This window comes from Candidatus Hikarchaeum yamanae (assembly GCF_009889665.1).
GTDB classification, from domain to species: domain Archaea; phylum Halobacteriota; class Halobacteria; order Halobacteriales; family Hikarchaeaceae; genus Hikarchaeum; species Hikarchaeum yamanae.
On sequence record NZ_WTZR01000005.1, the window covers coordinates 14,003 to 38,881 of the forward strand.

General features: G+C 42.0%; 20 protein-coding genes. 13 read left to right on the plus strand and 7 right to left on the minus strand.

Translation table 11 applies throughout. The features are described from left to right. Window positions 1-157 precede the first annotated feature (157 nt). From ACM9H2_RS03240 to metX, 3 genes are all read left to right on the plus strand, one after another. Window positions 158-844, plus strand: coding sequence for a hypothetical protein (locus ACM9H2_RS03240; RefSeq protein ID WP_415488145.1), 687 nt, complete (start codon window positions 158-160; stop codon window positions 842-844). Between the two features lie 38 nt (window positions 845-882). Beyond that, a complete protein-coding gene (locus ACM9H2_RS03245; protein WP_415488147.1) occupies window positions 883-2,049 on the plus strand; it encodes a pyridoxal-phosphate-dependent aminotransferase family protein in 1,167 nt (388 codons plus the stop codon). Window positions 2,050-2,181: 132 nt separating this feature from the next. After that, window positions 2,182-3,381 carry a homoserine O-acetyltransferase MetX gene (gene metX / locus ACM9H2_RS03250; protein ID WP_415488149.1) on the plus strand — a complete coding sequence of 400 codons (1,200 nt, stop codon included), beginning with the start codon at window positions 2,182-2,184 and terminating at the stop codon, window positions 3,379-3,381. Between the two features lie 10 nt (window positions 3,382-3,391). Here the strand turns inward: metX and serB are convergent, their stop codons facing one another. Beyond that, on the minus strand, window positions 3,392-4,027 hold the full coding sequence (serB, locus tag ACM9H2_RS03255) for a phosphoserine phosphatase SerB (protein WP_415488151.1): 636 nt from the start codon (window positions 4,025-4,027) through the stop codon (window positions 3,392-3,394). 96 nt (window positions 4,028-4,123) lie between these two features. Here serB and serA point away from each other — a divergent pair, with 96 nt between their 5' ends. Beyond that, window positions 4,124-5,704 (plus strand): phosphoglycerate dehydrogenase, encoded by a 1,581-nt coding sequence (gene serA / locus ACM9H2_RS03260; protein WP_415488153.1) that lies wholly within the window; start codon window positions 4,124-4,126, stop codon window positions 5,702-5,704. 9 nt (window positions 5,705-5,713) lie between these two features. On the opposite strand, the gene thrC is transcribed toward serA, so the two are convergent. Continuing rightward, window positions 5,714-6,976: a threonine synthase gene (thrC, locus tag ACM9H2_RS03265; protein ID WP_415488155.1), complete on the minus strand. Its 1,263-nt coding sequence runs from the start codon at window positions 6,974-6,976 to the stop codon at window positions 5,714-5,716. A 116-nt stretch (window positions 6,977-7,092) separates the two neighbouring features. On the opposite strand from thrC, the gene ACM9H2_RS03270 reads away from it, so the two are divergent. Further along, on the plus strand, window positions 7,093-8,820 hold the full coding sequence (locus ACM9H2_RS03270; RefSeq protein WP_415488157.1) for an excinuclease ABC subunit C: 1,728 nt from the start codon (window positions 7,093-7,095) through the stop codon (window positions 8,818-8,820). A 6-nt stretch (window positions 8,821-8,826) separates the two neighbouring features. On the opposite strand, the gene uvrB is transcribed toward ACM9H2_RS03270, so the two are convergent. Further along, a complete protein-coding gene (uvrB, locus tag ACM9H2_RS03275; protein WP_415488159.1) occupies window positions 8,827-10,833 on the minus strand; it encodes an excinuclease ABC subunit UvrB in 2,007 nt (668 codons plus the stop codon). A gap of 63 nt (window positions 10,834-10,896) precedes the next feature. Beyond that, window positions 10,897-11,055, minus strand: a complete 159-nt coding sequence (locus tag ACM9H2_RS03280; protein ID WP_415488161.1) for a hypothetical protein — start codon at window positions 11,053-11,055, stop codon at window positions 10,897-10,899. A 90-nt stretch (window positions 11,056-11,145) separates the two neighbouring features. Between ACM9H2_RS03280 and glyS the strand changes: the two genes are divergently transcribed. From glyS to ACM9H2_RS03295, 3 genes are read left to right on the plus strand one after another with little or no spacing between them, the layout of a single operon-like run. Further along, window positions 11,146-12,879, plus strand: coding sequence for a glycine--tRNA ligase (glyS, locus tag ACM9H2_RS03285; RefSeq protein WP_415488163.1), 1,734 nt, complete (start codon window positions 11,146-11,148; stop codon window positions 12,877-12,879). A gap of 53 nt (window positions 12,880-12,932) precedes the next feature. Beyond that, window positions 12,933-15,209: a DEAD/DEAH box helicase gene (locus tag ACM9H2_RS03290; protein WP_415488165.1), complete on the plus strand. Its 2,277-nt coding sequence runs from the start codon at window positions 12,933-12,935 to the stop codon at window positions 15,207-15,209. Window positions 15,210-15,236: 27 nt separating this feature from the next. Next, window positions 15,237-15,665 carry a hypothetical protein gene (locus ACM9H2_RS03295; protein WP_415488167.1) on the plus strand — a complete coding sequence of 143 codons (429 nt, stop codon included), beginning with the start codon at window positions 15,237-15,239 and terminating at the stop codon, window positions 15,663-15,665. A gap of 178 nt (window positions 15,666-15,843) precedes the next feature. Here the strand turns inward: ACM9H2_RS03295 and ACM9H2_RS03300 are convergent, their stop codons facing one another. Next, window positions 15,844-16,269, minus strand: a complete 426-nt coding sequence (locus ACM9H2_RS03300) for an Sjogren's syndrome/scleroderma autoantigen 1 family protein (RefSeq protein ID WP_415488169.1) — start codon at window positions 16,267-16,269, stop codon at window positions 15,844-15,846. Between the two features lie 104 nt (window positions 16,270-16,373). Between ACM9H2_RS03300 and ACM9H2_RS03305 the strand changes: the two genes are divergently transcribed. Next, the gene (locus tag ACM9H2_RS03305; RefSeq protein ID WP_415488171.1) at window positions 16,374-17,291 is read left to right on the plus strand and encodes a malate dehydrogenase; all 918 of its coding nucleotides are present in this window, start codon (window positions 16,374-16,376) and stop codon (window positions 17,289-17,291) included. A gap of 14 nt (window positions 17,292-17,305) precedes the next feature. On the opposite strand, the gene ACM9H2_RS03310 is transcribed toward ACM9H2_RS03305, so the two are convergent. Beyond that, window positions 17,306-17,548, minus strand: coding sequence for a ferredoxin (locus tag ACM9H2_RS03310; protein ID WP_415488173.1), 243 nt, complete (start codon window positions 17,546-17,548; stop codon window positions 17,306-17,308). Between the two features lie 112 nt (window positions 17,549-17,660). Here ACM9H2_RS03310 and ACM9H2_RS03315 point away from each other — a divergent pair, with 112 nt between their 5' ends. The 4 genes from ACM9H2_RS03315 to ACM9H2_RS03330 all read left to right on the plus strand — a co-directional run bounded on the left by ACM9H2_RS03315 (window position 17,661) and on the right by ACM9H2_RS03330 (window position 23,118). After that, on the plus strand, window positions 17,661-19,895 hold the full coding sequence (locus ACM9H2_RS03315) for an ATP-dependent DNA helicase (RefSeq protein ID WP_415488175.1): 2,235 nt from the start codon (window positions 17,661-17,663) through the stop codon (window positions 19,893-19,895). Then, a complete protein-coding gene (cgi121, locus tag ACM9H2_RS03320) occupies window positions 19,892-20,383 on the plus strand; it encodes a KEOPS complex subunit Cgi121 (protein ID WP_415488177.1) in 492 nt (163 codons plus the stop codon). The genes ACM9H2_RS03315 and cgi121 overlap by 4 nt, the downstream gene beginning before the upstream one ends. 62 nt (window positions 20,384-20,445) lie before the next feature. Further along, window positions 20,446-20,706 carry a hypothetical protein gene (locus ACM9H2_RS03325; RefSeq protein WP_415488179.1) on the plus strand — a complete coding sequence of 87 codons (261 nt, stop codon included), beginning with the start codon at window positions 20,446-20,448 and terminating at the stop codon, window positions 20,704-20,706. Window positions 20,707-20,757: 51 nt separating this feature from the next. Next, window positions 20,758-23,118: a xanthine dehydrogenase family protein molybdopterin-binding subunit gene (locus ACM9H2_RS03330; RefSeq protein WP_415488181.1), complete on the plus strand. Its 2,361-nt coding sequence runs from the start codon at window positions 20,758-20,760 to the stop codon at window positions 23,116-23,118. A gap of 15 nt (window positions 23,119-23,133) precedes the next feature. Here the strand turns inward: ACM9H2_RS03330 and ACM9H2_RS03335 are convergent, their stop codons facing one another. Further along, window positions 23,134-24,867, minus strand: a complete 1,734-nt coding sequence (locus ACM9H2_RS03335; RefSeq protein WP_415488183.1) for a CocE/NonD family hydrolase — start codon at window positions 24,865-24,867, stop codon at window positions 23,134-23,136. Window positions 24,868-24,879 lie beyond the last annotated feature (12 nt).

A 24,879-nucleotide genomic window follows, 5' to 3' on the forward strand; every position in this document is an offset into this window, starting at 1 on the left:
TTCTCAAATTCATTAACCCATGGAAATTTTTGGTCTTTGGTATTTCGCGATAATTGCCCTATTTTTTTTAGGTTATTTTCTTCATAGACACCACACTATCACAACAGAAATACCCTTTAGCCCACTTTTCGGAAACCTCAAAATAGGAAGCAACTATTTGTCCAACTACGACCTTCCCCATTTGCCCCCTCCTAACGGAGAGGTCGATGATATAAACCATTTTTCTGGACCCAATTTTGATCCAACTATTCTTTCACCCTCCGTCAAACATTTTTATGAACAAACTTCTTCTTATTCACTCAATTTTCGCGTATTTTGGCATTTTCCATTTAGAACTGGAGCATTTGTGGCTAGCTACTTGACCTCCTACATCGAACAATTAAACCTCCCTGGAAAAAACGGTGAACTCCACGAAATGAAAAGTGAATTTGTCACTATTCCCCCTTCACTTGATCCCCGCAATGGAACCCGGGCCTGGATCCGAACCAATCCTTCCAATGAAACCATCTTCGTCGCATTCTATGCTACTCATAAGAGAGAATCTACAACCTACGTTAATATCGCAGCCCCCTTACCTTTCTCCAATCTTAGTACTGTTTTAAATATCAAAAACTTTGAATCTGGACTTGAGCTAAACACTCTTCCATCTACTAGTGATGGGGGCATCTATCTCGTTACTCCTATAGGGCCCATTTCTCTCCCCCTATCCCAAAGATTCCAAGTTTTACCCTCTACTTCTTTTCCCTCTTCAAATCTCCCCCCCGAAACTATAATAGCAACCCATGAAATGTGGGTATTTGGACTTAAATTTCTTACAATATCCTACATAGCTAATAAAACCTAACTCGATGAGTTTAATTGCAACTCAAAAGTACTCCGAATATGGCCGAAGATTTTTTGATGCTAAACCCCGGTCCTGTACCTCTCTCAAAAAATGTAAGAGAAGAAATGGCCCGCACGTTAGTTTCTCATAGGTCTCCTGAATTCGCAGAAACATATCAACAATTCCGAGATGGTCTAGACTATGTGTTTCGACACTCCACGATCGATGGAAGATCTAGTACTGATAACGGAATGAGCATACCACTTATGGGAACTGCAACCATGGGGATGGAATCAGCAATCATCAACCTAGCTGGCCCAAAAGACGAAGTAGTGGCATTAGATAATGGAAAATTTGGAGAACGCTTTGTGGATATTGCAGATCGAAATTGCCTAGTTAAACCCATTCGAGCGAATTGGGGCGATTCTTTTGACATGGAATCTATCAAAGAAACAATTACCTCCAATACTCATCTAGTCGCAATGGTCCACCAAGATACCTCTACAGGAATCATGAATCCCATCAAAGAAGTCGGGGAAATAGCGAAAGAAAATGGGGCCTTTTTCGTAGTAGATGGGGTCTCTAGTATTGGAGGCGATGAATTCAAAATCGACGAATGGGGTGTAGACGTAGTTGTCGCAGATGCACAAAAAGCGTTAGCTTCTCCTCCTGGAATTAGTGCAATTTTTGCCACCGAACACGCACTCGAATCCTTCGATAACACCCACGCTGGATATTACCAAGACCTCCCTGCTTACGTCAAAACGACAAAACAAAACAAAACACCATTCACTAGTGCTGTAACTCTAGTACGGGCGTTCGTAGTCGCACTAGAGAACATCAAAGAAGAAGGAATTCAAAATAGAATTTCCCGCCACAGAACACAAGCCCTAGCAAATCGTACATCGTTTATGGATATGGGCCTTCCAATGTTTCCAAATTTATATGATCATAGCGACTATTCAAATACCGTGACTGTTGTCAATCTACCCGATCCCATTTCTGGTAATTCTTCGGACTTTTTCAAAGCGATGAAACAAAGAAATGTTTCTGCTAGTGGGGGGCATGCACACCTCAAAAATCAAATCTTGCGCATGTCAAATATGGGGGATCTTTCAACTGCACAAGTACTTCGAGGAATTCAAACAGTCGGAGAAGCCCTATGCGATTGTGGAATCAACGTAGATACCGATTCTGCTCTTGATATCGCGGAAAAAATACTATAATCTATGTCCAATATTTCCAGTAAATATTCTCAATTATTAGTTATATTTATTCAAACAATTATACGTAACAGTTATATTACCCCCCATAAATATACATAATACAAAACTTTGGTCTACAAAGAGGAAAATATCATGAATACCACACGAGACACAGTGGATTTCGGCGAATTCACATTCGCTTGCGGTGAATCCATCCCAAATCTAACGCTGGCATACGAAACTTATGGTGAATTCACCGGCGATAATGCCATCTTAGTCTGCCACGCACTAACTGGAAGCACGCATATGGCCGGCCATCACAGAACCGATACCACCGGCCAAGCACGTGCATGGTGGGACACCATGGTTGGTCCTGGAAAAGCAATCGATACTATTGATTATTATATTGTCTGTGTCAATTTAGTTGGATCTTGTTATGGTTCCTCTGGCCCCTCTTCAATTTCTCCGGAGACTGGGTCTCCCTACGCCACTACATTCCCTCCCGTAACTGTCACTGACTGGACACATTCACAAAGAATGCTTCTAGATCACCTAGGAGTCGGTCGTTTACACGCTGTTATTGGGGGTTCTGTAGGGGGAATGAACGCGTTGGAGTGGGCTAAAGTTTACCCCGATGATATAAACCGACTCATACCAATTGCAACAGCAGCAAGATTAGATTCCCAATGCATCGCACTGGATTCCATCGCAAGTAGATCTATTACTGGAGATCCAAACTGGAATGGAGGTAATTACTACGGTTCTACTCCCCCATACCATGGATTAGCACAAGCAAGAAAAATTGGCCATGTAATGTACCTTTCAAAAGAATCAATGCTAGCTAAATTTGGTAGGAGATCTGCTGGGAGGGATTCACTCTATGATTTTTCACCATCGGATCCAGCAGCAGCATTCTTTCCCTACACCGAAGTCGAATCTTATTTAGATTATAATTCTGAAAAGTTCACAACTAGATTCGATCCTAATAGTTACCTCTACTTACTCCGAGCAATGGATAATTATGATTTATCTTCTGGATATGAGTCCGATTCCGATGCAATTTCTGCATTTACCGGAGAAGTTCTCTTGATATCCTTTACCGGAGATTGGCACTTCCCTAGTTCTACCTCCGAAGAACTAGCACATTCTTTTAGAGAGGCAAATATCAACACAATCCATCATGTCATCGATTCACCATATGGGCACGATGCATTTCTCGTAGAACCAAACAACGTTGGTCCTCCCATCTCCGGGTTCCTCTCGGATGGAATAAATTCAAGTTCAATTACGGATACACTATCTGAACCAAAAAGCAAATTCGCCCCTGTCCATAATAGCCTCTTCTCCAATTAAGCCGGATCTCTCACAAAATATTTTTTTCTGCTAGTAGATCTCGCAATTCTCCCACTGTATCCACAACAACATCACAATACTCCTTCACAATCATTTTTGGTCTGAATCCTATAGAAAAACCAGCCCTTTCTAACATGGGGATGTCATTAGCCCCATCTCCAATAGCGACCACCTGTTCTATTGGTATCTTTGCCATTGTACAAATTTTATCTAGGGCCTCTCTTTTTGATTTATGGATCAATTCCCCACGTACTTCACCTGTAAGATGTCCTTTCTCTACCATGAGATCATTAGCAACAATCCAATCTACACTTGTATCTGAATTTTCTAGTGCCCTTTCTACCCCCTCTAAAAATCCTCCCGTTATGATTGCAATTTTTATATTTTTTTCTTTTAAATTTTCTAATAATTCCCCCATACCTGGGCGCAAAAACGTATTTTGATAAACCCTACCTGCATTTTCCTCCGAGAGTCCTTTTAACAAACCTGTCCGTAAATTGAGACTCTCCCCAAAACTTATCTCACCCCGCATCCCCTTTTGTGTAATTTCACTTATCTGGGATCTGTGGCCCACTTCCGTAGCCAATTCAACTATCATTTCCCCCTCTGATAATGTCCCATCGAAGTCAAATGCAATAAGCTGCACAACACTTTCCAGGGCTCTTCATATATATATTTTCTTAAAACTCCCCCCTGCTTCCATAAGAAAGTGTTAATAATCGTCGACTAGTCTTCCCAAGTCATGAAGGTCATAGTAGCAGAACCTATCGACAACTCTGGCTTGGATACTCTCAAAGAAGCTGGACACGAAGTGGAATTGGCATACGATTCCACTGAAACAGAACTTTTAGATTTGGTTAAAAACGCCAGTGGCCTCGTAGTTAGATCTGGTACTTCTGTTAATAGAACCTTAATCGAAGCTGCACCGAATCTTATCATCATTGGGCGCGCTGGCGTGGGAATAGATAACATCGACCTGGACGCTGCTTCTGATAATGGTGTTATTGTTGTGAATGCACCCGAAGGGAACATACGTGCAGCAGCTGAGCACACCATTGCAATGACATTTGCAATAGCGAGAAAAATCCCCCAAGCTCATATCTCCCTTAACGATGGAAAATGGGAGAAGAAAAATTTCATTGGGTTAGAACTTGATGGAAAAACTGCAGGAATAGTAGGACTAGGGCGAGTGGGTCAAGAAGTAGCCAAGAGATTTCTTTCACTTGGAATGAATATTGTGGCATTCGATCCTTATATTTCTCAAGATCGAGCAGACCAACTTGGTATCACCCTAATGGATCTTCCCACTTGCATGGACAACGCAGACGTCCTTACAATTCACACCCCACTCACCCCCGAAACAAAAAATCTCATCGGAAAGGAACAACTCACAAAATTAAAAGGTGGTTATCTGATCAATTGCGCACGAGGTGGTATAGTAAATGAGTCTGCATTAGCAGAAGCGATATCAGATGGTGTCCTCGCAGGAGCTGCTATAGACGTTTTTTCTGAAGAACCTGTCTCTCCTGACAATCCCCTTCTTGGCTTACAAAATGTTATTGTCACCCCCCATCTTGGAGCGAGCACAGAAGCTGCACAAGAAAATGTTTCTCTCGATATAGCCAAACAGATAATCGCAGCATTGGCTGGAAACCCCGTTGAAAATTCTCTTAACTCTCCCTCCATCGACGAGGCAACCTTCTCAAAAATATCTCCCTATATAGGTCTCATGGAAACTGCAGGAAACCTCGCTGTTCAATTACTCGAAAATCCCGTCAATTCCATTGAATTAACCTATTCTGGGGAGATTGCATCTTTGGATGTCAGTCTTATCACTGCAAGTGCACTCAAAGGTGTTTTTACCTCACTTGAGTGGAGAATTAACTCTGTAAATGCTCTCCGAGTGGCCCAAGAACGTGGGGTCAATATTCAAGAGAACAAACACCCTCTTATAGATGGTTTTCAAAGTTTAATCTCTGTCACTCTCCGAAGCGAAACTAAATCTATATGCATAGAAGGCACAGTCTTTGCCAATAACGACCCTCGAATTGTCAGCATAGATGGTTTCCGAGTCGACGCAATTCCCTCTGGTCATATGCTTATTTCCCGAAATCTAGATCGACCCGGAGTTATCGGATTCATAGGCACGATCTTGGGTGAACATACAATAAATATTGGGGCGATGTTTAATTCTAGAGAAAATATCGGTGGCGGAGCACTCACTGTGTATAACATCGACGACCCAATCTCTGATGACCTCCGAAACCAATTGATATCTGATGACCGTATCACTGATATCTATTGCATTTCTCTAAACGGATGAAAAATACTTTCAGTTTAAAATAGCTTGCATAACATCTTCCACACTTGCAGGAATTTCTTTTGGAGCCTCCCTAGCAAAACTTGCTGCATCTGGATCTTTTAGTAATATCCCTGTGGCCAAACAGACAACATACTCTTCTTTTCCAACTACGCCCTCTGAACGTAGTTTCCTTAAACCCGCAACCGAAGCAGCAGAAGCAGGTTCCACTCCAATTCCTTCCTCTGCCAACTCACATTGAGCTGCTAATATTTCCCCATCTGAAACAGTTATTGCAGTCCCCCCTGTCCCTCGTATTGCCGGAAGGGCCTTCGGGGAGTTTACCGGATTTCCAATCCTAATCGCTGTCGCCTTTGTTTCCACACTTGGCCATCTTTGAACATGATTAGCACTACTTTTTATTGCTTCAACAATAGGCGCTGCACCTTCTGCTTGTATAGCTGTGATTTTTGGTACATCTTCCACTTTAAGAGCACCACTAGCCACTAATTCTCTAAAACCTTTGTACAATGCTGCCGTATTCCCCGCATTACCCACTGGTAATATAATTCTATCTGGATATCTGCCCACTTCTTCCAGCGATTGCTCGAGTATTTCAAATCCAATAGTTTTCTGGCCTTCTAATCGAAATGGGTTTACAGAGTTCAATAAATAAACCTCACCTTCATCTGCCAACTTGGTCACAATATCAAGACATTCATCAAAATTTCCGTCCAATTGTAATATTTTTGCACCATGCAAACTTGCTTGAGCAACCTTCCCCATCGCGACCTTCCCTGCGGGGAGCAACACGATTACTTCCAAACCAGCCCTCGATCCGTAAGCTGCCAAAGACGCGCTAGTATTTCCGGTCGAAGCACAGGCTAATCTTTTTACACCTAATTCTTGGACTACACGGACGCCCACCGTCATTCCTCTATCTTTGAAGCTCCCTGTTGGATTCATCCCCTCATGTTTAATTCTTAAAGCCTCTACTCCTACGTCGGATTCTATTCTAGGTACTGTGTACAGCGGAGTGTTTCCCTCCTTTATGCTAACTCCCATTTCAAATGGTAATGACGCCCTGTACCTCCAAACACCACTCCCTGAAAAATCTTCAAACGTCGGGAGATTTTCATATCTTACTTCCAATAACCCTCCACATTTTTGGCATCTATATATCACAAAATCGAATGGGGGGTATGTTTTTCCACATTCAATACAAGTTAACCAGACATCCCCTTTAATGGAACTAGGTTTAATTTGTCCAATACCTTCGATTGTTAGGTCTGCCATCAATAATTCTCAAATGGTGTCTGTGGTCAAAAAAGAAGTGGTCTATGCGATCTAACAATCTAACCTTCTGACCTCATCAAGATAGTTTCAAAAACCTCGGAAGCATATCTCTCACAATGGATAGAAATGATATCCTTTCTTGGACATCCGACTTCCCCGCAAAACCGGGTGTATATTTATTTTACTCCCAAGATTTTCCAATCTATATAGGAAAAGCAGTCAATCTCCGATCACGAATCCGATCCTACACCGATCCTATATCTCCCCGAATCCAACAAATGGTGCAGAAAGCAGATCGAATTGATATCTCTATAACCAACACAGAAACCCAGGCGTTACTGCTAGAAGCAAATCTAATCAAATGCCATGCGCCCAAATACAACGTTCGTTTACGAGACGACAAATCTTATCCACTCATCCAAATTTCTAACCATGCTTTCCCCCGTATAGAAGTAACCCGGGATCCTGATACTAAAGCAAAAGTATATGGACCTTTCACCGACCGAAAAAAAGTGGATGAAACAGTCAAAGCAATACGAGAAACTTTTGGAATCAGGGGGTGTTCTGACCACAAATTTTCAGGTAGATCCCGCCCATGCCTGGATTACGACCTTGGTTTGTGCACCGCCCCTTGTGTTGATTATATATCCCAAGATCAATACCTATTGGATGTTTCTTCCACAGAAGCATTTTTTCACGGTGCAACTGGAACTTTACTCGAACCTCTCTTGAAAAAAATGGATTCCTCCGCAACCAACCAACAATACGAACAAGCGGCCACTCTTCGAGATCGAATAGATGCGGTCCGAGGACTCCATGGAGGCGGAGATGCTGTTCAAAAACATGGGGAATCAAAAACAACTGATGTTCTCGCCGTTTCTATAGAAGGTACCCATTCTATCGTTTCTCGTTTTCATATTGAAAAAGGAATGCTACTCGACCGTGAACAACATTTACTCGATACCCCCGATCACTCAACCCCCGAAACAGTACTCTCAGCTTTCATATCTCAATATTATGCAGATAGAATTCTACCCAACAATTTAGTCCTATCCGACCGACCTCATGACTCTGAAATTTATACTTGGCTAGATTCAGAACATGTCGAAATATCCACTCCAACTACAGGAAGAGAAGCCGTTTTAGTCGAAATGGCACTCAAAAACGCCCGTCAAAATTTTGTTCCTACCGATGCCATTCTTGCACTTCAAAATTCTCTTTCAATTTCAAAAGCAACCCGAATAGAGGCTTTCGATATAAGTCATTCTACCGGAGAAGATGTAGTCGGAAGCAATGTCGTCTTCGTAGATGGTTATCCGGAAAAATCTTCTTACAGACGACTGAAACTCAAAGAAACCAACGACGATTACTCTAACATGTATGATCTTCTAGCTTGGAGGGCAGATCGTTCCATCTCTGGAACCGATTCACGTCCAGTCCCTGATTTACTCATAGTCGATGGGGGTTCAGGTCAATTGAATGCAGCTTTAAAAGCCCTTTCTGATCTAAAATGGGATGTACCTGTTATCGCACTTAAAAAACCAAATGATATTATCATAACCCCAACTGGAAATCAAACTTGGCCATCAAATGCTTCCCACTTACACCTGATCCAACGCATCCGAGATGAAGCACATAGATTTGCTCTCGCTTATCACCGCCACTTACGCGACGACGTCACAACAACCCTGGATTCTATATCTGGAATAGGACCTGAACTTAGAAAAAGACTTTTCCAAAATTTTGGATCTATAGATGGAATTCGCCGCGCTTCAGTGGTCGAACTCTGTGGTATACAAGGCATTGGAAAACAAACAGCAATGAAACTTAAAAATCAACTTTAATTCGTTCTATTCTTCAGGAAGTATCCAATTATCTTCACTTTTAAATTTTTTCTGCAATTCTCTAATTCTATCCCTAATATCCGCTGCGAGTTCAAACTCAAGATTCTCTGCAGCCTCTCTCATCTTTTCACCTAGAACTTCACATACCTCTAAAGCCTCATCATAATCTTTTGGCTGTGCCTTCCCAATGCCACCTGTATTCGTTCGCATACCCGGTAAACCCGAATCACCAACCGACTTTTCAATCGATTTAGGAACATGCCCATATTCTCTATTAAAAGCTTCTTGTGTCACCCGCCTACGTTCGGTCTCAACCATGGCCGCTTCCATCGACCGAGTAATCCGATCTGCGTACAATACAACCTCTCCATTTATATTCCGTGCCGCCCGCCCAATTATCTGAATTAGTGCCCGTGTAGAACGTAGGAACCCTTCTTGATCTGCATCCAATACCGCCACCAACGAGACTTCTGGAAGATCAAGTCCTTCTCTTAACAGATTAATTCCAACTAATATATCAAACTCCCCCAGCCGCAAACCCCGAATTAATTCATATCTCTCCAATGTTTTTGTTTCACTGTGCATATATTCTGCATCAAAACCGGCCCCCACTAAATATTCTGTTAGATCTTCGGCCATTCGTTTCGTCAATGTCGTCACTAAAACCCTTTCTCCACCCTCAATTTTTAAACGAATTCTCTCCATCAAATCATCTATTTGATTTTTAGCAGGCATAACTACTATTTCGGGATCAACTAAATACGTCGGCCTGACTATTTGTTCTACGATCTGATCTGAAACTTCCAATTCGTAATCTCCTGGAGTGGCAGACAAATAGAGAGTTCGAGTATCTATACTTTCAAATTCTTCAAATGTCAACGGGCGATTATCATAAGCAGTAGGCAATCGAAATCCATTTTCCACTAGTGCCTCTTTCCGTGATCGATCCGCTGCAAATTGTCCCCGAATTTGGGGCAACATTTGATGTGATTCGTCTACGACAATCAAAAATTCTTCTGGGAAGTAATCAATCAAAGTATATGGAGAATCCCCCGAAACCCGATTAGAAAGATGTACTGAGTAGTTTTCTATCCCCGGAACATGACCCATTTCCCTCAACATTTCCACATCGAACCTAGTCCTGTCTTCTATCCTCTGAGCAGCAACCAAATCCCCCCTCCGTTCAAAATATTTTATCTGCTCTTCCATTAGAGATTCAATTTCTGAAATAGCATTGTCCAATCTTTCCATCGGAATAGAATAGTGCTCGGCAGGGTGAATCAATACCACAGGATCTTCTCCTTTTAACTTTCCCTCTAGTGGATCAAACCTAGTTATTCTCTCAATTCGATCGCCCCAAAACTCAATTCGTATTGAGTATTGCCCATAAATAGGATATATCTCAATCGTATCTCCTCTGACTCTAAATTTCCCATGAGAAAAATCAATATCATTTCGCCGATAGTTTAGATTGACTAGATCTCGAACCACTTCATCTCTATCAATCTTCTGCCCTTTTGATAATCTAATGGCCATGTCCTCATAATCTGCAGGATCTCCCAAGCCGTATATTGCAGAAACAGAAGCCACTACGATAACGTCCTTCCTGGTTAATAGAGAATGGGTTGCAGAATGACGGAGGCGCTCTATTTGTTCATTTATTGACGCATCTTTTCCGATATATGTGTCCGTCTGTTCTATGTATGCTTCCGGTTGATAGTAATCATAATGCGAAACAAAATATTCCACTGCATTATCTGGAAACAATGTTCTAAATTCTTCGTATAGTTGTGCAGCAAGTGTTTTATTGTGGGTAATAACCAGCGTTGGAATCCCTAACTTTTCAATTGCCCACGAAACTGTGTTTGTTTTACCCGAACCTGTTACTCCTAACAATATTTGACGTTTCATTCCCTCTTGGAATCCCTTCACAACATTCTCTATGGCATTTGGCTGATCTCCTGCAGGATCAAACCCGGCCTCCACACGAAATTCATTCCCATCCAGCCCCATTATCTCACGCTAGCAACTGTAACTATTTCAGACAAACGTTATTCCACTTGATCTACTATTTTTTCAAACCCATTCTTTCAATACGATGGAATCAAACATAGAAGCACATATCCAAGCCCCATCTTCTGTAATATCTGCTATTATGAGGTTTGGAGTCTCCCCATCCATGTCAATAGAAGCCATGACCTCGTGGCTATCTCTGCTTCTTGATACTCCCACCATATCGTGCGAATTGCTGTCATTTAACATAAACCCGTCGAAATACTTTTCCTCACCCACCTTTCACAAGCTAAAAGACAGTAATTAAAACCCATGACCAATATAGACGTTCTAAACGAGCTGGCAAAACGCAGGGGATTCTTTTTTTCTGCAAATGATTCCTATGGTGGATTGGCAGGATTTTACGCGTATGGTCCTATGGGTGCCGCATTAAAAAGTAATATTGAAAATTCTTGGAGAACGAAATTTGTTATCGAAGAAGGTCACTTTGAAATTTCAACCCCCACTATCTCCCCTTCCCCTGTATTCAAAGCATCGGGACATCTAGATGGATTCGATGATCTTCTTATAACCTGCTCAACGTGCGAAATATCCTATCGAGCTGACCATTTACTTGGGAGTCAACACACACTTCTTCAATCTTCAGACGTTTCTGCTAAAGAGTTCAAAAAACTCCTCTCTAAATATTCCCTTACTTGCCCCTCTTGTAAAAATACCTTGGACGATTCAACCTTGCAGGAATTCAACCTCATGTTCGCCACAAAAGTTGGACCTGGTTCTCAAACCCCCGGATATCTCCGCCCCGAGACCGCACAAGGAATTTTTGTTGAATTTCCAAGACTATCTGATTATGCGCGTGGAAAATTACCATTTGGAGTAGCCCAAATCGGAACTTCTTATCGGAACGAAATTAGCCCCAGAAAGGGACTCACCCGATTGAGAGAATTCACACAAGCAGAATTAGAACTATTCATTCATCCCACCGACCTTGGCCCAGAAATTACTCCAACAACTACTAAACTTCCTCTCTATTCCGTTTCTCAACAAGAATCAAACGGGGATATCGAATTTGTAACACCTACCGAAGCAATAGACGAAAACATAATTGAAAATCGATGGCTAGCATATTATTTAGAACTCTCTACCAACTGGTATGATTCCATTGGCATTGACCTCACCCGATTCCGATACCGACAGCATATGCCCAGTGAATTAGCACATTATGCATCAGACTGTTGGGATGCCGAAGTAGAAATTGATGGAGATTGGATCGAAATAACTGGATTCGCACATCGTGGGAATTATGATCTTTCTAAACACAACACCCATTCATCAGCTGATTTTACGATGTTTATTCCTCTCGATGAACCCCAGGAGAAACTACAAACTAATCTAAACCCAGACATGGGTTACTTCGGACCAACTTTCGGAAAATTAACCCCCGAAATACTATCCAAAATAGATGAAATGGCATCGGAAGATTCCACTATTTTTGATTCCCCTGAATTATCTGTAGAAATCGATGGAACTACACATTCCATTCCTTCAGAATATCTTCATCCTACAACAGAAAAAATCACCGTGACCGGTGAACGCATACTACCTCATGTGATCGAACCATCATTTGGCATTGATAGAATTATCTACTCTATACTTGCCCACACTTTCCATGAAGATACGATAGATGGCGAGGCACGGTCCTTACTTTCTATCCCCTCTTCAATCTCCCCAATTTTTGTGGGCGTATTCCCCCTACTAACTCGCGATGGTTTAGATACGGTCTCACAAGATATAGCTTCCAATCTACGTACAAGTGGCCTATCTGTTCTTTACGACGAGTCTGGTAGTATCGGAAAACGTTACCGTCGCCAAGATGAGGTTGGAACTCCTTTTTGTGTCACCGTTGATCACCAATATTTTGAAGATCAAACCGTGACCCTTAGAGAACGAAATTCAGCGATGCAAATAAGGATCGATGTTGATTCCCTGTCTACAATATTGGAAAGTCTTCGAAATGGGTCTTCTATCTTTTCTGATCTTAAATAATCCCAACGAATACCTTAACACCACAGGTTTCGAATTTACAAATTGAATCGGTGATGCAAGAAGAGAATTCAGTTAGTGTTCAACACCCACTCATACGTTCGGGCACTCTCGAATCGAGACCGTATCAATTAAAACTCGCCGAAAAATCACTTTCTGAAAATACTCTGGTCTGCTTACCAACCGGTCTCGGAAAAACTGCAATTAGTCTATTAGTAACCGCCCATCGACTAAATCAAAATGAAGGAAAATCTTTGCTCCTTGCCCCCACAAAACCACTCGTAAATCAACATACAAACGATTACCGAAACTGGTTGAATTTATCTACATCCGATATTGTATCTTTCACTGGAGAAATACCCCCCAAACAACGCAGTGAGCTGTGGGACCAAGCCACTGTTATCGTATCAACTCCTCAGGTTATTCAAAACGATCTAATCAGCGGGAGAATTTCACTCAAAGATGTAGTTCACTGCACCTTTGATGAATGCCATAGAGCAACTGGAAACTATGCCTACACTTATATTTCAGAACGATATGTTTCCGATGCATCAAATCCTCTTTCCACTGGTCTTTCTGCATCTCCTGGAAACGATGTTGAGTCCATTCTTACCATTTGCAATAATCTCTCCCTTTCAAAAACTGAGATACTCACCGAAGAAGACCCCGAAGTTGCTCCTTTTGCTGGAAAAACCAATATCGAATGGGTCCGAGTGAACCTATCCCCTGAGGCAATAGAAATTAGAAATTTACTCCGCAACCTAATGAAAAAACGTCTCACTCGAATGAAATCTATAGGAATTTCAGTCCCTTCATCAAATAGTTTATCCGAGAGTGATCTCCGAAAACTTAGATCTCAAATCCAATCTCAAATCGAAGCAGGGAATGGAGATGGTTACGAAGCCCTTTCTCTCCATGCAGAACTTAGAAAAATAAAAGTCGGAATCAACTACGTAGAAACTCAAAGTGTAGATGCATTAAACCAATACCTTGAACGTCAAAAGAATGCATCCCGAACATCTGGGGCTTCGAAAGCAGCTCAAAGATTTATATCCGACCCATTAACTCAGCAAGCAAAACACCTATCAAAAAAACATCAAGGACTTCACCCAAAATTTGAAACTACCCGTGTCCTAATCGCAGAGGAACTCGGAATTTCCGGCGGTGTACGTGTTATTGTTTTTACCGAATCACGAGATACTGCAGATTCCCTCACTGAATTTTTATCCCCCGTTTTTTTGACAGAACGATTTGTTGGGCAAACTACTAGGGACGGATCCACTGGAATGACACAAAAACAGCAACACGAAACAATCTCTAAATTTAAGAACGGGGATTTCAACGTTTTAGTTTCAACCTCAGTCGCCGAAGAGGGCCTAGATATCCCTGACGTAGATCTAGTCATTTTCTTTGAGCCTGTCCCCACAGCAATTCGGACCATACAACGCCGAGGTAGAACTGGGAGAGGGACTCGAGGAAAAGTAATTGTTATTATAGCAAACGACACTCGTGATGAAACTTATTTTTGGATTTCTCGAAAAAGAGAACAACAAATGCACAACGAACTGAGGTCTTTAAGATCTTCCATTGCAAAATTAGACACCAAATTGCCCCCCACAAATCCCCCTCCCCATCCCCAACCAACGCTCACAGATTTTGCTACCACCAATGCCCCATCTGATATCGAAATCATCATCGACCAAAGGGAGCTAAACTCTTCAATAACCAAGCAATTAGCTTCCAACGAAAATATACAAATTAAGCTAGAAACCCTCTCAGTGGGGGACTATATACTCTCTGACCGTGTTGCAGTCGAACGAAAAACAATCGATGATTTCCTAGATACACTTGTTGGGGCCGACCGATCCTTATTTGATCAGGTGAAAAACCTATCTCAAAACTACTCCCGCCCACTCGTTATCATAGAAGGGGAGGGATCTTTATACTCTAAACGAAATATACATCCCAACGCAATCAGAGGGGCTCTGGCCTCCCTCGCAATAAATTTCGGAGCTAGTGTATTAAGAACATCCGACGAAGATGACACCGCACAAATGCTTGAATTAATCGCACGCAGAGAACAAATTTCCACAGGGAGATCTATACAGATTCACGGATCAAAATCCCAAAAAACCCTCTCCGAACAACAAGAATATGTAGTTTCTTCAATGGCAGAAATAGGCCCGATAACCGCCCAACTATTGTTATCCCACTTCGGCACTGTCGAAGCTATCATGTCAGCTAACGAAGACCAACTCCAACAGGTAAAGGGAGTTGGAAAAATAACAGCAGAACGTATTAAGAAAATCACCTCTTCTTCTTATTCTCCATAACATTTCGACCATTTACATAGGCTGTATTTGAGTCGCCGCTATACCTATGCCCAACCAGACCCACTATCTTTCATGGTAACTGTAATAGCCATGCAAATAGTAGGCGCAGTCTGCGTCATTATCGGAATAGTAATGAATATCGACCCAGTCGGCTTCAACGAGAGAATAATGGGTAAGGTTGTCAAATCAGCCGTTAAACCGCTTGCCGGCCTGAGGCTCCCACTCGGAGGTAGTCTCATGGCCATTGGTATTATCAATCTCTACTGTAGTTTGACGATAACGAGCGCCGATGCGCTGAAATCTATCCTTCTGGCAACTGCAATTGGGGCAATAGTTATAGCGGCTACTGTCATATCTGCAAAACTCCGTGGTTTCAGTGACGGAATCCCTCCAATTCCCATCGCCGTGTTAAGCATTCTGACAGCCATTTGTCTCTATGCCTCATTGATCGCATAGCCAGAATATACACCACCCCAAAAACGAGGCAGTGACGGGATCAAGATCTTGTAGGCCAACTATTGCGACCCACTATAAATTTGATCCACTCTTCTACTCCATGTTTACTATTTTCATTAAATAAAATTTCTAACAGTGGACAACAGATTTCTATTGCAATAGATCCCTTTTATTAGTTTCACTCACCAATTTCATCCATAGCCTGAAGAACTTCAGTGGCTTCTTTTATCGCACTTAAGTATTCTTTCATTTTCTGTATATCTTCTTCTTCTTCCACTTTTTTTGTGAGGTCTTCTATCTTATCTAGTATCGCAGAACGAACCCCGATCAGGTGTTCTCCCTTTTCCTCTCGTTCAACTTGACCCCTTTGAGCATCTACATTTTTTCCAGTTGTAATTTGTTCTCCGTTTTTGCAGCTTGGGCAAAATTCTTTTCCCTCCTGACGAAAAATAGGATCTCCACATGTTTTACAGTGTTTTCTAGTCATAGTTGCACCTTGCAACAAGAGAGAACTCATTACTCGCGCCGATTCCCTGCTTTTGGCTTCTTTTTCAAATTGCAAACGAAGTTTTTCCCTTTCCGCTTCTTTATCAATTTTTGCCATTGATATCTCTAAAAATCCATCGACACAAAAATCCTCCGAAGAGCCAGTTATTCTCCCGTTCCTTTTCGAAGCACTTTAAATATTCGACTGAGTTGTTTCTGATAATGTCAAAAATTTCTATTATCGGAGCAGCAGGAACGGTAGGCTCTTCATTTGGATATCATTTAGCAGTCCAAGCCATAGCAGATGAAATAGTATACGTCGATATCCCCTCGAAACACTCTTTCACGGTTGGACAAGCAGAAGACACAAACCACGCCCTGGCCTATCATTCTGACACCAATGTCTCTTGCGGGGACTATTCAGACACAGAAAATTCCGATATCATAGTTATCACTGCTGGAAAACCAAGACAACCTGGACAAACTAGAATCGACCTAGCCGCTGATAATATTGCCATTTTGGATTCTATTATTAATTCCCTTTTAGAATACAATGACGATTTTATATCGATTATAACAACCAATCCTGTAGATTTACTAAATCGACATGTATTCGAATCGGGTGACCGCCCCCGGGAAAGCGTACTAGGGTTTGGTGGCATTCTCGATTCTGCACGATTCCGTTACACACTTTCTAAAAAACTTTCTCTCCCTGTCACTGATATCGACGCAACAATTTTAGGTGAACATGGCGATTCTCAAGTGCCTATTTTTTCTCAAATCAAACTCCCTGGAAACACTACCCCTGCATTTTCAACCGATGAAAAAGAATCCATTCTCTCTAACTTAAAAGAATCTGCAATGCGCGTAATTGAACAGAAAAAAGCTACCCAATGGGGGCCCTCAGCAGGATTATACCACATGGTGGCCTCCATCCTAGAAAACAATAATCAGACCTATCCTTGTTCCGTGGTACTCGAAGGGGAGTATGGTTTATCCGATGTTAGTCTTGGTGTTCCCATCCATCTTGGCCCCTCGGGAATGAAGGAAATTCTTGAATGGAATCTTTCTCCCACGGAAGAAGATGCTCTCAAAAAATCAGCAGAAAAATTAGCTTCTGAACACGCCCTTTTAAAATAACTCGATCGAATTCCTCATACAATTTTATTCCCTGCATCATCATATAATTTTATTGCATCAACCGGACATACCCGTGCAGCCATTTCCGCCTCAAATTCTTCCCCCTCTGGAACTTCCATTATGAATATGTCTTCTCCTTCTTCTATTGAATCTCTTAAATCAGCTTTCCCCCGTTTGAGATTTTTCTGAAATCCTTCCCATTCATGAACACATTGAAACATCCCTGTGCAGGTATATCTATCAAATTCTATTTTCATATTTACCCCTTCGTCTTAGTTTGTCTTATGTATACCGAGATTTAGCAACTAATATCAAAAAATTCTATCCACCATACTCATTACTTCTGCTAACTTCTTATTATCAACAGACGTGAATGTAGATGACCTATCTGATCTGCCTAATAATGCAATAGATCTGCTCAAATCTAGCGGAGTACACACACTCTACCCTCCTCAAACAATAGCTGTCGAAGCAGGAATCACTCAAGGAAAAAGTGTAGTAGCAAGTGTCCCCACAGCCAGTGGGAAAACTTTCATAGCCGAGTTAGCAATGCTTTCGACAATAGCTCGTGGAGGAAAAGCACTCTACATAGTCCCCTTGCGAGCCCTAGCCAACGAAAAAAAACAAGAATTCGATAGATTCGATTCCATTGATATATCTGTAGGAAGTTCAACCGGAGATTATGAAAGCACCGACGATTGGCTAGCAACCAAGGATATCATCGTTGCAACTTCTGAAAAAGTAGACTCTTTAATTCGAAATTTTGCCCCCTGGATTTCCGATTTAACTTGTGTTGTCGCAGACGAAATTCATCTCTTAGACGATGCTTCTAGAGGGCCAACTCTAGAAATGACTTTGGCAAAACTGATTCACATCAATCCCAATATACAAATAGTTGGCTTATCCGCAACTATCGGGAATGCCGATCAAATCGCAACTTGGCTCGACGCAACCTTGGTTACATCAACATGGAGACCTATCTCTCTGCGAACTGGTGTTTACTATGATACTTCCATTCATTTTGACGATGGAACTATTCGTGACATTCCTAAAAAATCCAATCCAGTTGAGGACATAATCCACGATGTTTTACAAGAAGATGGATCTGCTCTAGTTTTTGTAAGTTCTCGCAGAAATGCAGAATCTGCAGCAAAAAAAATAGCTAGCGTAACTGATGGTTTTACCAACGAAACCAAACCAAATTTAATTGAACTAGCAAATCAAGTCCGGGATGAAGGTGAAACCCAATTGGCTAACACATTGGCCAATTCCATTGAAATGGGATCTGCATTTCACCACGCTGGATTGGTAAATAATCACCGCAGATTAGTTGAAAAGTCTTTTCGAGAACGTACAATAAAAGTGGTATGTGCCACTCCCACTTTGGCAGCCGGTGTCAACACACCTAGTAGACGTGTCATAGTTCGAGATTGGCGTAGATATAATTCTTTCCGTGGAGGTATGGAACCACTCTCCGTCATAGAAATGCATCAAATGTTTGGTCGGGCTGGCCGGCCCAACTTAGATCCTTACGGAGAAGCAATACTGCTGGCTTCGACACCCGACGAATTCAATGAACTTTTCGACCGATATATTGGAGCAGAACCCGAATCTGTCGAATCAAAGTTAGCTGTAGAACCTGCTTTAAGAACTCATATTTTATCTGCTATAGCTACTGGATTTGCTACCACTACGGAAGGGCTCCTAGACTTTTTAGATGGAACTCTCTATGCGACACAAACCACCAATACAAGAAGATTAAAATTTGTTACACATTCTGTGCTTGAATATTTAGAGGTCAATGGATTTCTAACCATGGTGGACGGCGATCTCTCCGCTACAAAAATAGGGGAAGAAGTTTCTCGAATTTACCTCGATCCAATGTCTGCAGCAGAGATAATCTATGGACTAAAAACTTCTGAAAATCCTAGCTCATTAGGTCTATTCCATCTCATCAGCCGTACCCCCGATACTTACCCTTTATACCTCAAATCTGGAGACCGAGAATTTTATTACCAATTGGCATACGAATCCCAATCAGAATTTTTAGGGTCTTCGCCCTCTGAATTTGACCCCCATTGGGAAGATTGGCTGTCCGCTCTTAAAACGGCAAAAATGATAGAAGATTGGACCCAAGAAACGGATGAAGAAACAATTACCAAACGCTATCGAATGGGACCTGGAGACATACGTGCTAAAATAGATACCGCAGATTGGCTACTACGCGCAGCAGAAAGACTTGCGATCTCTTTAGATCTACAATCTACTTCCACCATCAGAAATCTCCAAAGACGGGTAAAATATGGTGTAAAAGAAGAATTACTCGAATTAGTTGCAGTGCAAGGTGTGGGAAGAATTCGGGCCAGGCAATTGTTTAACCATGGAATCCACACCCGATCCGATCTACGCACAGAAGACAAACAACTTATTCTCACTGCCCTTTCTGGAAGAAAACTCACCACCGAACAAATTCTCCAAAACGCAGGGAGAACTGACTCTTCGTTGGAGGATATTTCCATCACCCGGCAATTTTCTTCTATAAAAAATAAAAAAACATCTAACCAGAAAAATGAAGATCAAGCAAATTTAGGAGATTTTAAATGATTCTCACCGAAGGGCACCTAATCGATACAGATACCTCTTCCTTTCTCGAAAATCTCACTAGAATAGCCACCGAGCAAGAATGTGTTATTCAATCATTCGATGCACGGTATATCGCTGGGAAATCCCATCTAACTCTAGCAACCGAATATTCTAAAAGGGCATTCAAACGTGGAGATTCAATTGCAAAAGACCCTGCAATAGAGCTTCTTTTATACGCTTCCGGAAGGCGTCAAATAAATCGTGCGATGGAGATGTGTATCACTCCCAAAACCACCGATGTAGTCATAGCGATTTACGGGGAAAAAGAGACGATTTCTTCTGATCTACTACAGGAATTAATTCTACCTTTTGACGTGATAAATCCCACTAAAAACCTCGAATTACTTTGTACTTTTTTCGACATAACCAAACAAGAACTTGAAGTTTCATCTGCTGATATAGAATCATTAGTCCTCGAACGCGTAGCACTTCTCAATCTATCTAAATAACTCCTTTTTCGTTTCCTGTAGTTTTATGCACTAGCACGTCGTATGGGGGTCAGGTAAAATTCATGCACCGTTACACACAACAAATCTTATTCGCTATAGTTATGTTACTAATAGATCTCCTCGTACTCCTTCCCCTTTTCATCTTCCGCGTCAACGGAATCGCTGGATATGGTGGCTGGGGATACCCCGGCCCAGGGGTCATGTTTGTAAATGTCTTACTCATTTGGCTCCTTTACATTGGAATCTTCAATGTTTTCTTGGCGGACTACGGAGGAAACATAGGAAAAAGTGTAGCAAAAGCTATCTTTGACAAAGTTCTATGATGCCTCACTCAACGTATTCCCTCTCTATTCTTAATTAGAAACACCCCCCCTATGACAAATTCGATAGGATCTCGGATTCCTTCAAAATTAGGGGAAATTTTTGTCACTGGATCTGGTACTTTCGTAGATGATATGGCATTCCCCGGAATGCTCCACGCACGTTTCGTCCGTTGCCCCCATCCACACGCAAAAATCGTTTCAATAGATACTTCGCATGCCCTTTCTATCCCTGGAGTTGAATTAGTTTGGACTTGGAAGGATATATCACCTTATCTAAGCTCTAATCATTTTGGGCATGATATCCTCGATGAAGAACCTCTTGCTATCGATCGAGCCCGTTATGTAGGAGATGAAGTTGCTATAGTTCTAGCCCACGACGCTCATACTGCTCTCGAAGCATCTGAAGCCGTTAATATAACCTATGATCTCCTACCCGCAGTCACTAGCGTCGAGGACGCTCTATCATCTACATCCCCTCTGCTACACCCCCGCCTAGATGAAGATCCTAGCTCTTCCGTCAAAGGAAACTTACTACATTCCTTTTCAATTAAAACCGGGGATGTCCCGGCAGCTCTAAAATCTCCTCATGTTTCCGTATCTGGGTCCTTCAAAACTAACCGAACTAGTCCATCTGCACTCGAGCCCCATGGAGTCATAGCTAGCTACACACCCGGAAGGGAGCTTGCTATTCATTCTCCCAATCAAAAACCCCATTCGATGGTGACTAACTTAGAAACTATATTTGGGTTTGAACCCGGATTTATCACCTGGAATGTACCTGACATTGGGGGTTCTTTTGGTACTAAAGCAGAATTACTCTCTCATGAAATTTGTGCCGCTGCACTTACACTCTCCACCCGTAAACCTGTAAAGATCATCCTCGATCGATTAGAAGAATTACAGACGGGACGAGGGCGGCCGGAAGAACATTTTAATGCATGCTTAACCGCAGATAAAAATGGTAATTTTATATCACTCACAGTTGACATGATTCAAAACACTGGAGCATACGCTTCATACGGTATCCATACCTCCGAAACACCTGGACTTCTTGCAGCCTGTCCGTATCTAATCGAACATCAAAACATATCTGGAAAAGTTGTATATACAAATGTAGTACCTTCTGGGGCTGTTAGGGGGTTCGGCGATTCCCAATATACTTTCGTCAGAGAACAACTAGTTGATGCAATCTCTATAAAACTCAATAGAGATCCCATCGATTTGAGATTGCAAAATATAGCCACGAAAGATCAAATGCCAATTACAACGGCAACTGGAATTAGATGGAGAAACACGGATTTGCCTTCTTGTATTACTGCAGTAAGAGATTCACTTTCGCCACCACCCACTCCTCCTTCAAACAATAAACTTCGAGGCATGGGAATAGCTGTTTCTGTCAAACGAAATGGAAAAAAAGGTGCGAACTCTGATTTCTCTAAAGCCACTGTTGAGGTCAATAACAAAGGCACGGTTTACATATACTCCGATGTTATCAGCGTTGGTCAGGGAACAGAAACCGGTCTTGCTCAAATAACATCAGAAATTTTGGGAATTTCTCAAAACAGAATAAAAGTTATAACTGGAAATACAGATACCATTGCAGATGGCCATGGAGTGGGCGCCGATAGAGGCACAGTTTTCATTGGAAGTGCCACTGCAAAAGCTGCAGAAAATCTTCGAGAAAAAATTATCAAAATCGCATCCAATTTCTTACAAATAGAATCTAAACATGTAACACTTTCTTCTGATAGGATATTCGATTCATCCAATCCTGACAATGGGATGGAATTCACAGAATTCGCTCGCCGCGCTAGATTCGATGATCCCTCTATTAAATTAAATCAACACGAAACCGGAGTTTCGTTAATAGGACATGCAACTTTCGAAAGCTTAGAAGCACAAACTGTAGATCCTAAAACAAGGCTGGGGAATGTTTCTCATACTTACACTCATTCTGCTGTTGGAGTAATTGTAGACGTAGACATAGGTACTGGCGATATTGACATACTGGATATATGTGTAGCAGAGGACTTGGGCTGTGTAATAAACCCCCTTTTAGTAGAGGGACAAATTCAAGGGTGCATCGGCCATGCAGCAGGGGATGTTTTTCTCGAGAACTTTACGTATGACGCCCATGGACATCCTCACAATGGAACTCTAGTTGACTACCATCTTCCAACTACTATAGACGTACCTTTGCTGACTAAAATGCATAAAATTGAATCCCCCGATCCTGCAACTTCTCATGGTCAAAGAGGAGCTGGAGAAGGTGCATTATTACCATTCCCCGCTGCGATAGCAAATGCCATTCATGATGCCACAGGTGTTCGTTTCAGAGAGCTACCACTCTCTCCTCAGAAAATTCTCCCCTCTCTTATAGACCATGGATTTTCCACCCACAAAAAATCGTAGTTTACTACTTTAATTTTACTCCACCACATGAAGAGACAAGAACGACGCTTTGTCTGATTCATGATAGATAGTATTGGTGGCAATCTGCATATCTTCCCTTGCCGCATCACAGGGGTGAACTTCAGTATTTGAATTCCTATCCCATCTTGGAAAACTACTCGAAGAAATTTCCAATCTAATTCTATGACCTGGTTTAAATGTATGGGCAACATGCCATAAATCTACAGAGATCTCATACACATCTCCTGGTTGCATGAATGTAGCTTCTTCCATTGAATCTCTATACCTAGCTCTCAAAATACCCTCTGTAACATTTCCACAGTATCCATTTGGTTCCACATCTACTAGTTTAGCTGTGAAATCCGTGTCCACTGCTGAACTTGATATGAATAACTTTGCCTCAACAGGACCTGCTATCGTCACCGCCCTATCCAAACGAGGTGTTGTGTATACTAACACATCTTCTCTTTCTTCAATCACCGACTGATCTTTTACCCCTGCCTCTTGCACCTCCGGCATTTGAATTCGACCACCCATGGTTGGAACTGGATCAAGTGGATCATACTGGTAACTATCTGGACATTGTACATCTGGGGTATCCAACAACAACGTCCCATTCCCAAACCTCGTATTTGCCTGTCCCGTACTATGCAAATAATATTTAATATCTCTGCCCTCTGGAGGCCACGCATCCGCGTTGGTCCACTCCCTAGACCCTATGTCAAAATAACGAACAAGAGGCAGTTCTTTGAGTTTCTCAGTTTCTCCTTTCAACCACGCGTCGAACCACGAAAATATAAATGGTCCAACAAAACCTGCAGCGCTGGACGCTATAGGTCCAAATACTTTATCCCCGACCCTATCATTCGCATATCCCATATATGATTCATGGGCCCATGGTCCAATTAACAACCTTTGTTCATTTTTCGGAATATCCTTTCCACTTTCTTGCAAAGCGTTGTACATATCCATATGTCCTATAGAAAAGAGATCTTGCCACCCTGTTATATCTAAAGTTGGAGCGGACACTGCAGATGCTTTCTGCGTTGTATCAATAGATTTCCAATACTCATCATAGGTTGGATGATCCAACCAATCTTGATAGTAACTCACTAATTCTCTTTCCAATCCTGGAGCATTTCTGTGTGGCAAATAAGACATACTTTCTTGCAAATGAGCGGCCGCATAGGTCAGATGTTTTTTTGCTATTTCTCTCTTACTTTCTTCCAGCCCTGACACCGCCCCTAAAGCTAATTTTATTGCCCATCTGTGGTTAAATCCCAATTCAAATGCTCCACCTGTGTATGTCCAACCTTGATGATAATTAGCCCCCGTTAGATATGCAACAGCGGCTTCCAAATGAGGTGGATTTGAAACAACAGCCTGCCTGACAGTAACGCCGAGATATGAATTTCCATATATCCCCACTTTCCCATTACACCATTCTTGTTTGGCAACCCACTCAACCGAATCATACCCATCATCAGCTTCGGTATAAAACGGAACGAATTCTCCATCCGATGTAAATCTCCCCCTGGTATCTTGAACAACAATTACATAACCGCGCTCTGGTCCCTGGATGGGATTTACCATCGGGGCCCCTGTGGACTGAGCACTAGATTTATTGTATGGAATGCGTGTTAGCAGCGCTGGGTATTCTCCATCTTCACTAGGTCGATAGATATCTGCTCTAAGAATAACCCCATCTCTCATGGGCATCGGCACATCACGTTCTACATAAAATTGCATATTGTGAAAAAG

What these genes read in the sequence shown, in the direction of transcription:
- cgi121 (WP_415488177.1), top strand. Translation starts at nt 19,892, where the DNA reads ATGATTCTCACCGAAGGGCACCTAATCGATACAGATACCTCTTCCTTT.
- ACM9H2_RS03280 (WP_415488161.1), bottom strand. Translation starts at nt 11,055, where the DNA reads ATGGTGGGAGTATCAAGAAGCAGAGATAGCCACGAGGTCATGGCTTCT.
- serA (WP_415488153.1), top strand. Translation starts at nt 4,124, where the DNA reads ATGAAGGTCATAGTAGCAGAACCTATCGACAACTCTGGCTTGGATACT.
- ACM9H2_RS03335 (WP_415488183.1), bottom strand. Translation starts at nt 24,867, where the DNA reads ATGCAATTTTATGTAGAACGTGATGTGCCGATGCCCATGAGAGATGGG.
- ACM9H2_RS03330 (WP_415488181.1), top strand. Translation starts at nt 20,758, where the DNA reads ATGACAAATTCGATAGGATCTCGGATTCCTTCAAAATTAGGGGAAATT.
- ACM9H2_RS03325 (WP_415488179.1), top strand. Translation starts at nt 20,446, where the DNA reads ATGCACCGTTACACACAACAAATCTTATTCGCTATAGTTATGTTACTA.
- thrC (WP_415488155.1), bottom strand. Translation starts at nt 6,976, where the DNA reads ATGGCAGACCTAACAATCGAAGGTATTGGACAAATTAAACCTAGTTCC.
- metX (WP_415488149.1), top strand. Translation starts at nt 2,182, where the DNA reads ATGAATACCACACGAGACACAGTGGATTTCGGCGAATTCACATTCGCT.
- uvrB (WP_415488159.1), bottom strand. Translation starts at nt 10,833, where the DNA reads ATGGGGCTGGATGGGAATGAATTTCGTGTGGAGGCCGGGTTTGATCCT.
- ACM9H2_RS03270 (WP_415488157.1), top strand. Translation starts at nt 7,093, where the DNA reads ATGGATAGAAATGATATCCTTTCTTGGACATCCGACTTCCCCGCAAAA.
- ACM9H2_RS03300 (WP_415488169.1), bottom strand. Translation starts at nt 16,269, where the DNA reads ATGGCAAAAATTGATAAAGAAGCGGAAAGGGAAAAACTTCGTTTGCAA.
- ACM9H2_RS03305 (WP_415488171.1), top strand. Translation starts at nt 16,374, where the DNA reads ATGTCAAAAATTTCTATTATCGGAGCAGCAGGAACGGTAGGCTCTTCA.
- glyS (WP_415488163.1), top strand. Translation starts at nt 11,146, where the DNA reads ATGACCAATATAGACGTTCTAAACGAGCTGGCAAAACGCAGGGGATTC.
- ACM9H2_RS03290 (WP_415488165.1), top strand. Translation starts at nt 12,933, where the DNA reads ATGCAAGAAGAGAATTCAGTTAGTGTTCAACACCCACTCATACGTTCG.
- ACM9H2_RS03245 (WP_415488147.1), top strand. Translation starts at nt 883, where the DNA reads ATGGCCGAAGATTTTTTGATGCTAAACCCCGGTCCTGTACCTCTCTCA.
- ACM9H2_RS03310 (WP_415488173.1), bottom strand. Translation starts at nt 17,548, where the DNA reads ATGAAAATAGAATTTGATAGATATACCTGCACAGGGATGTTTCAATGT.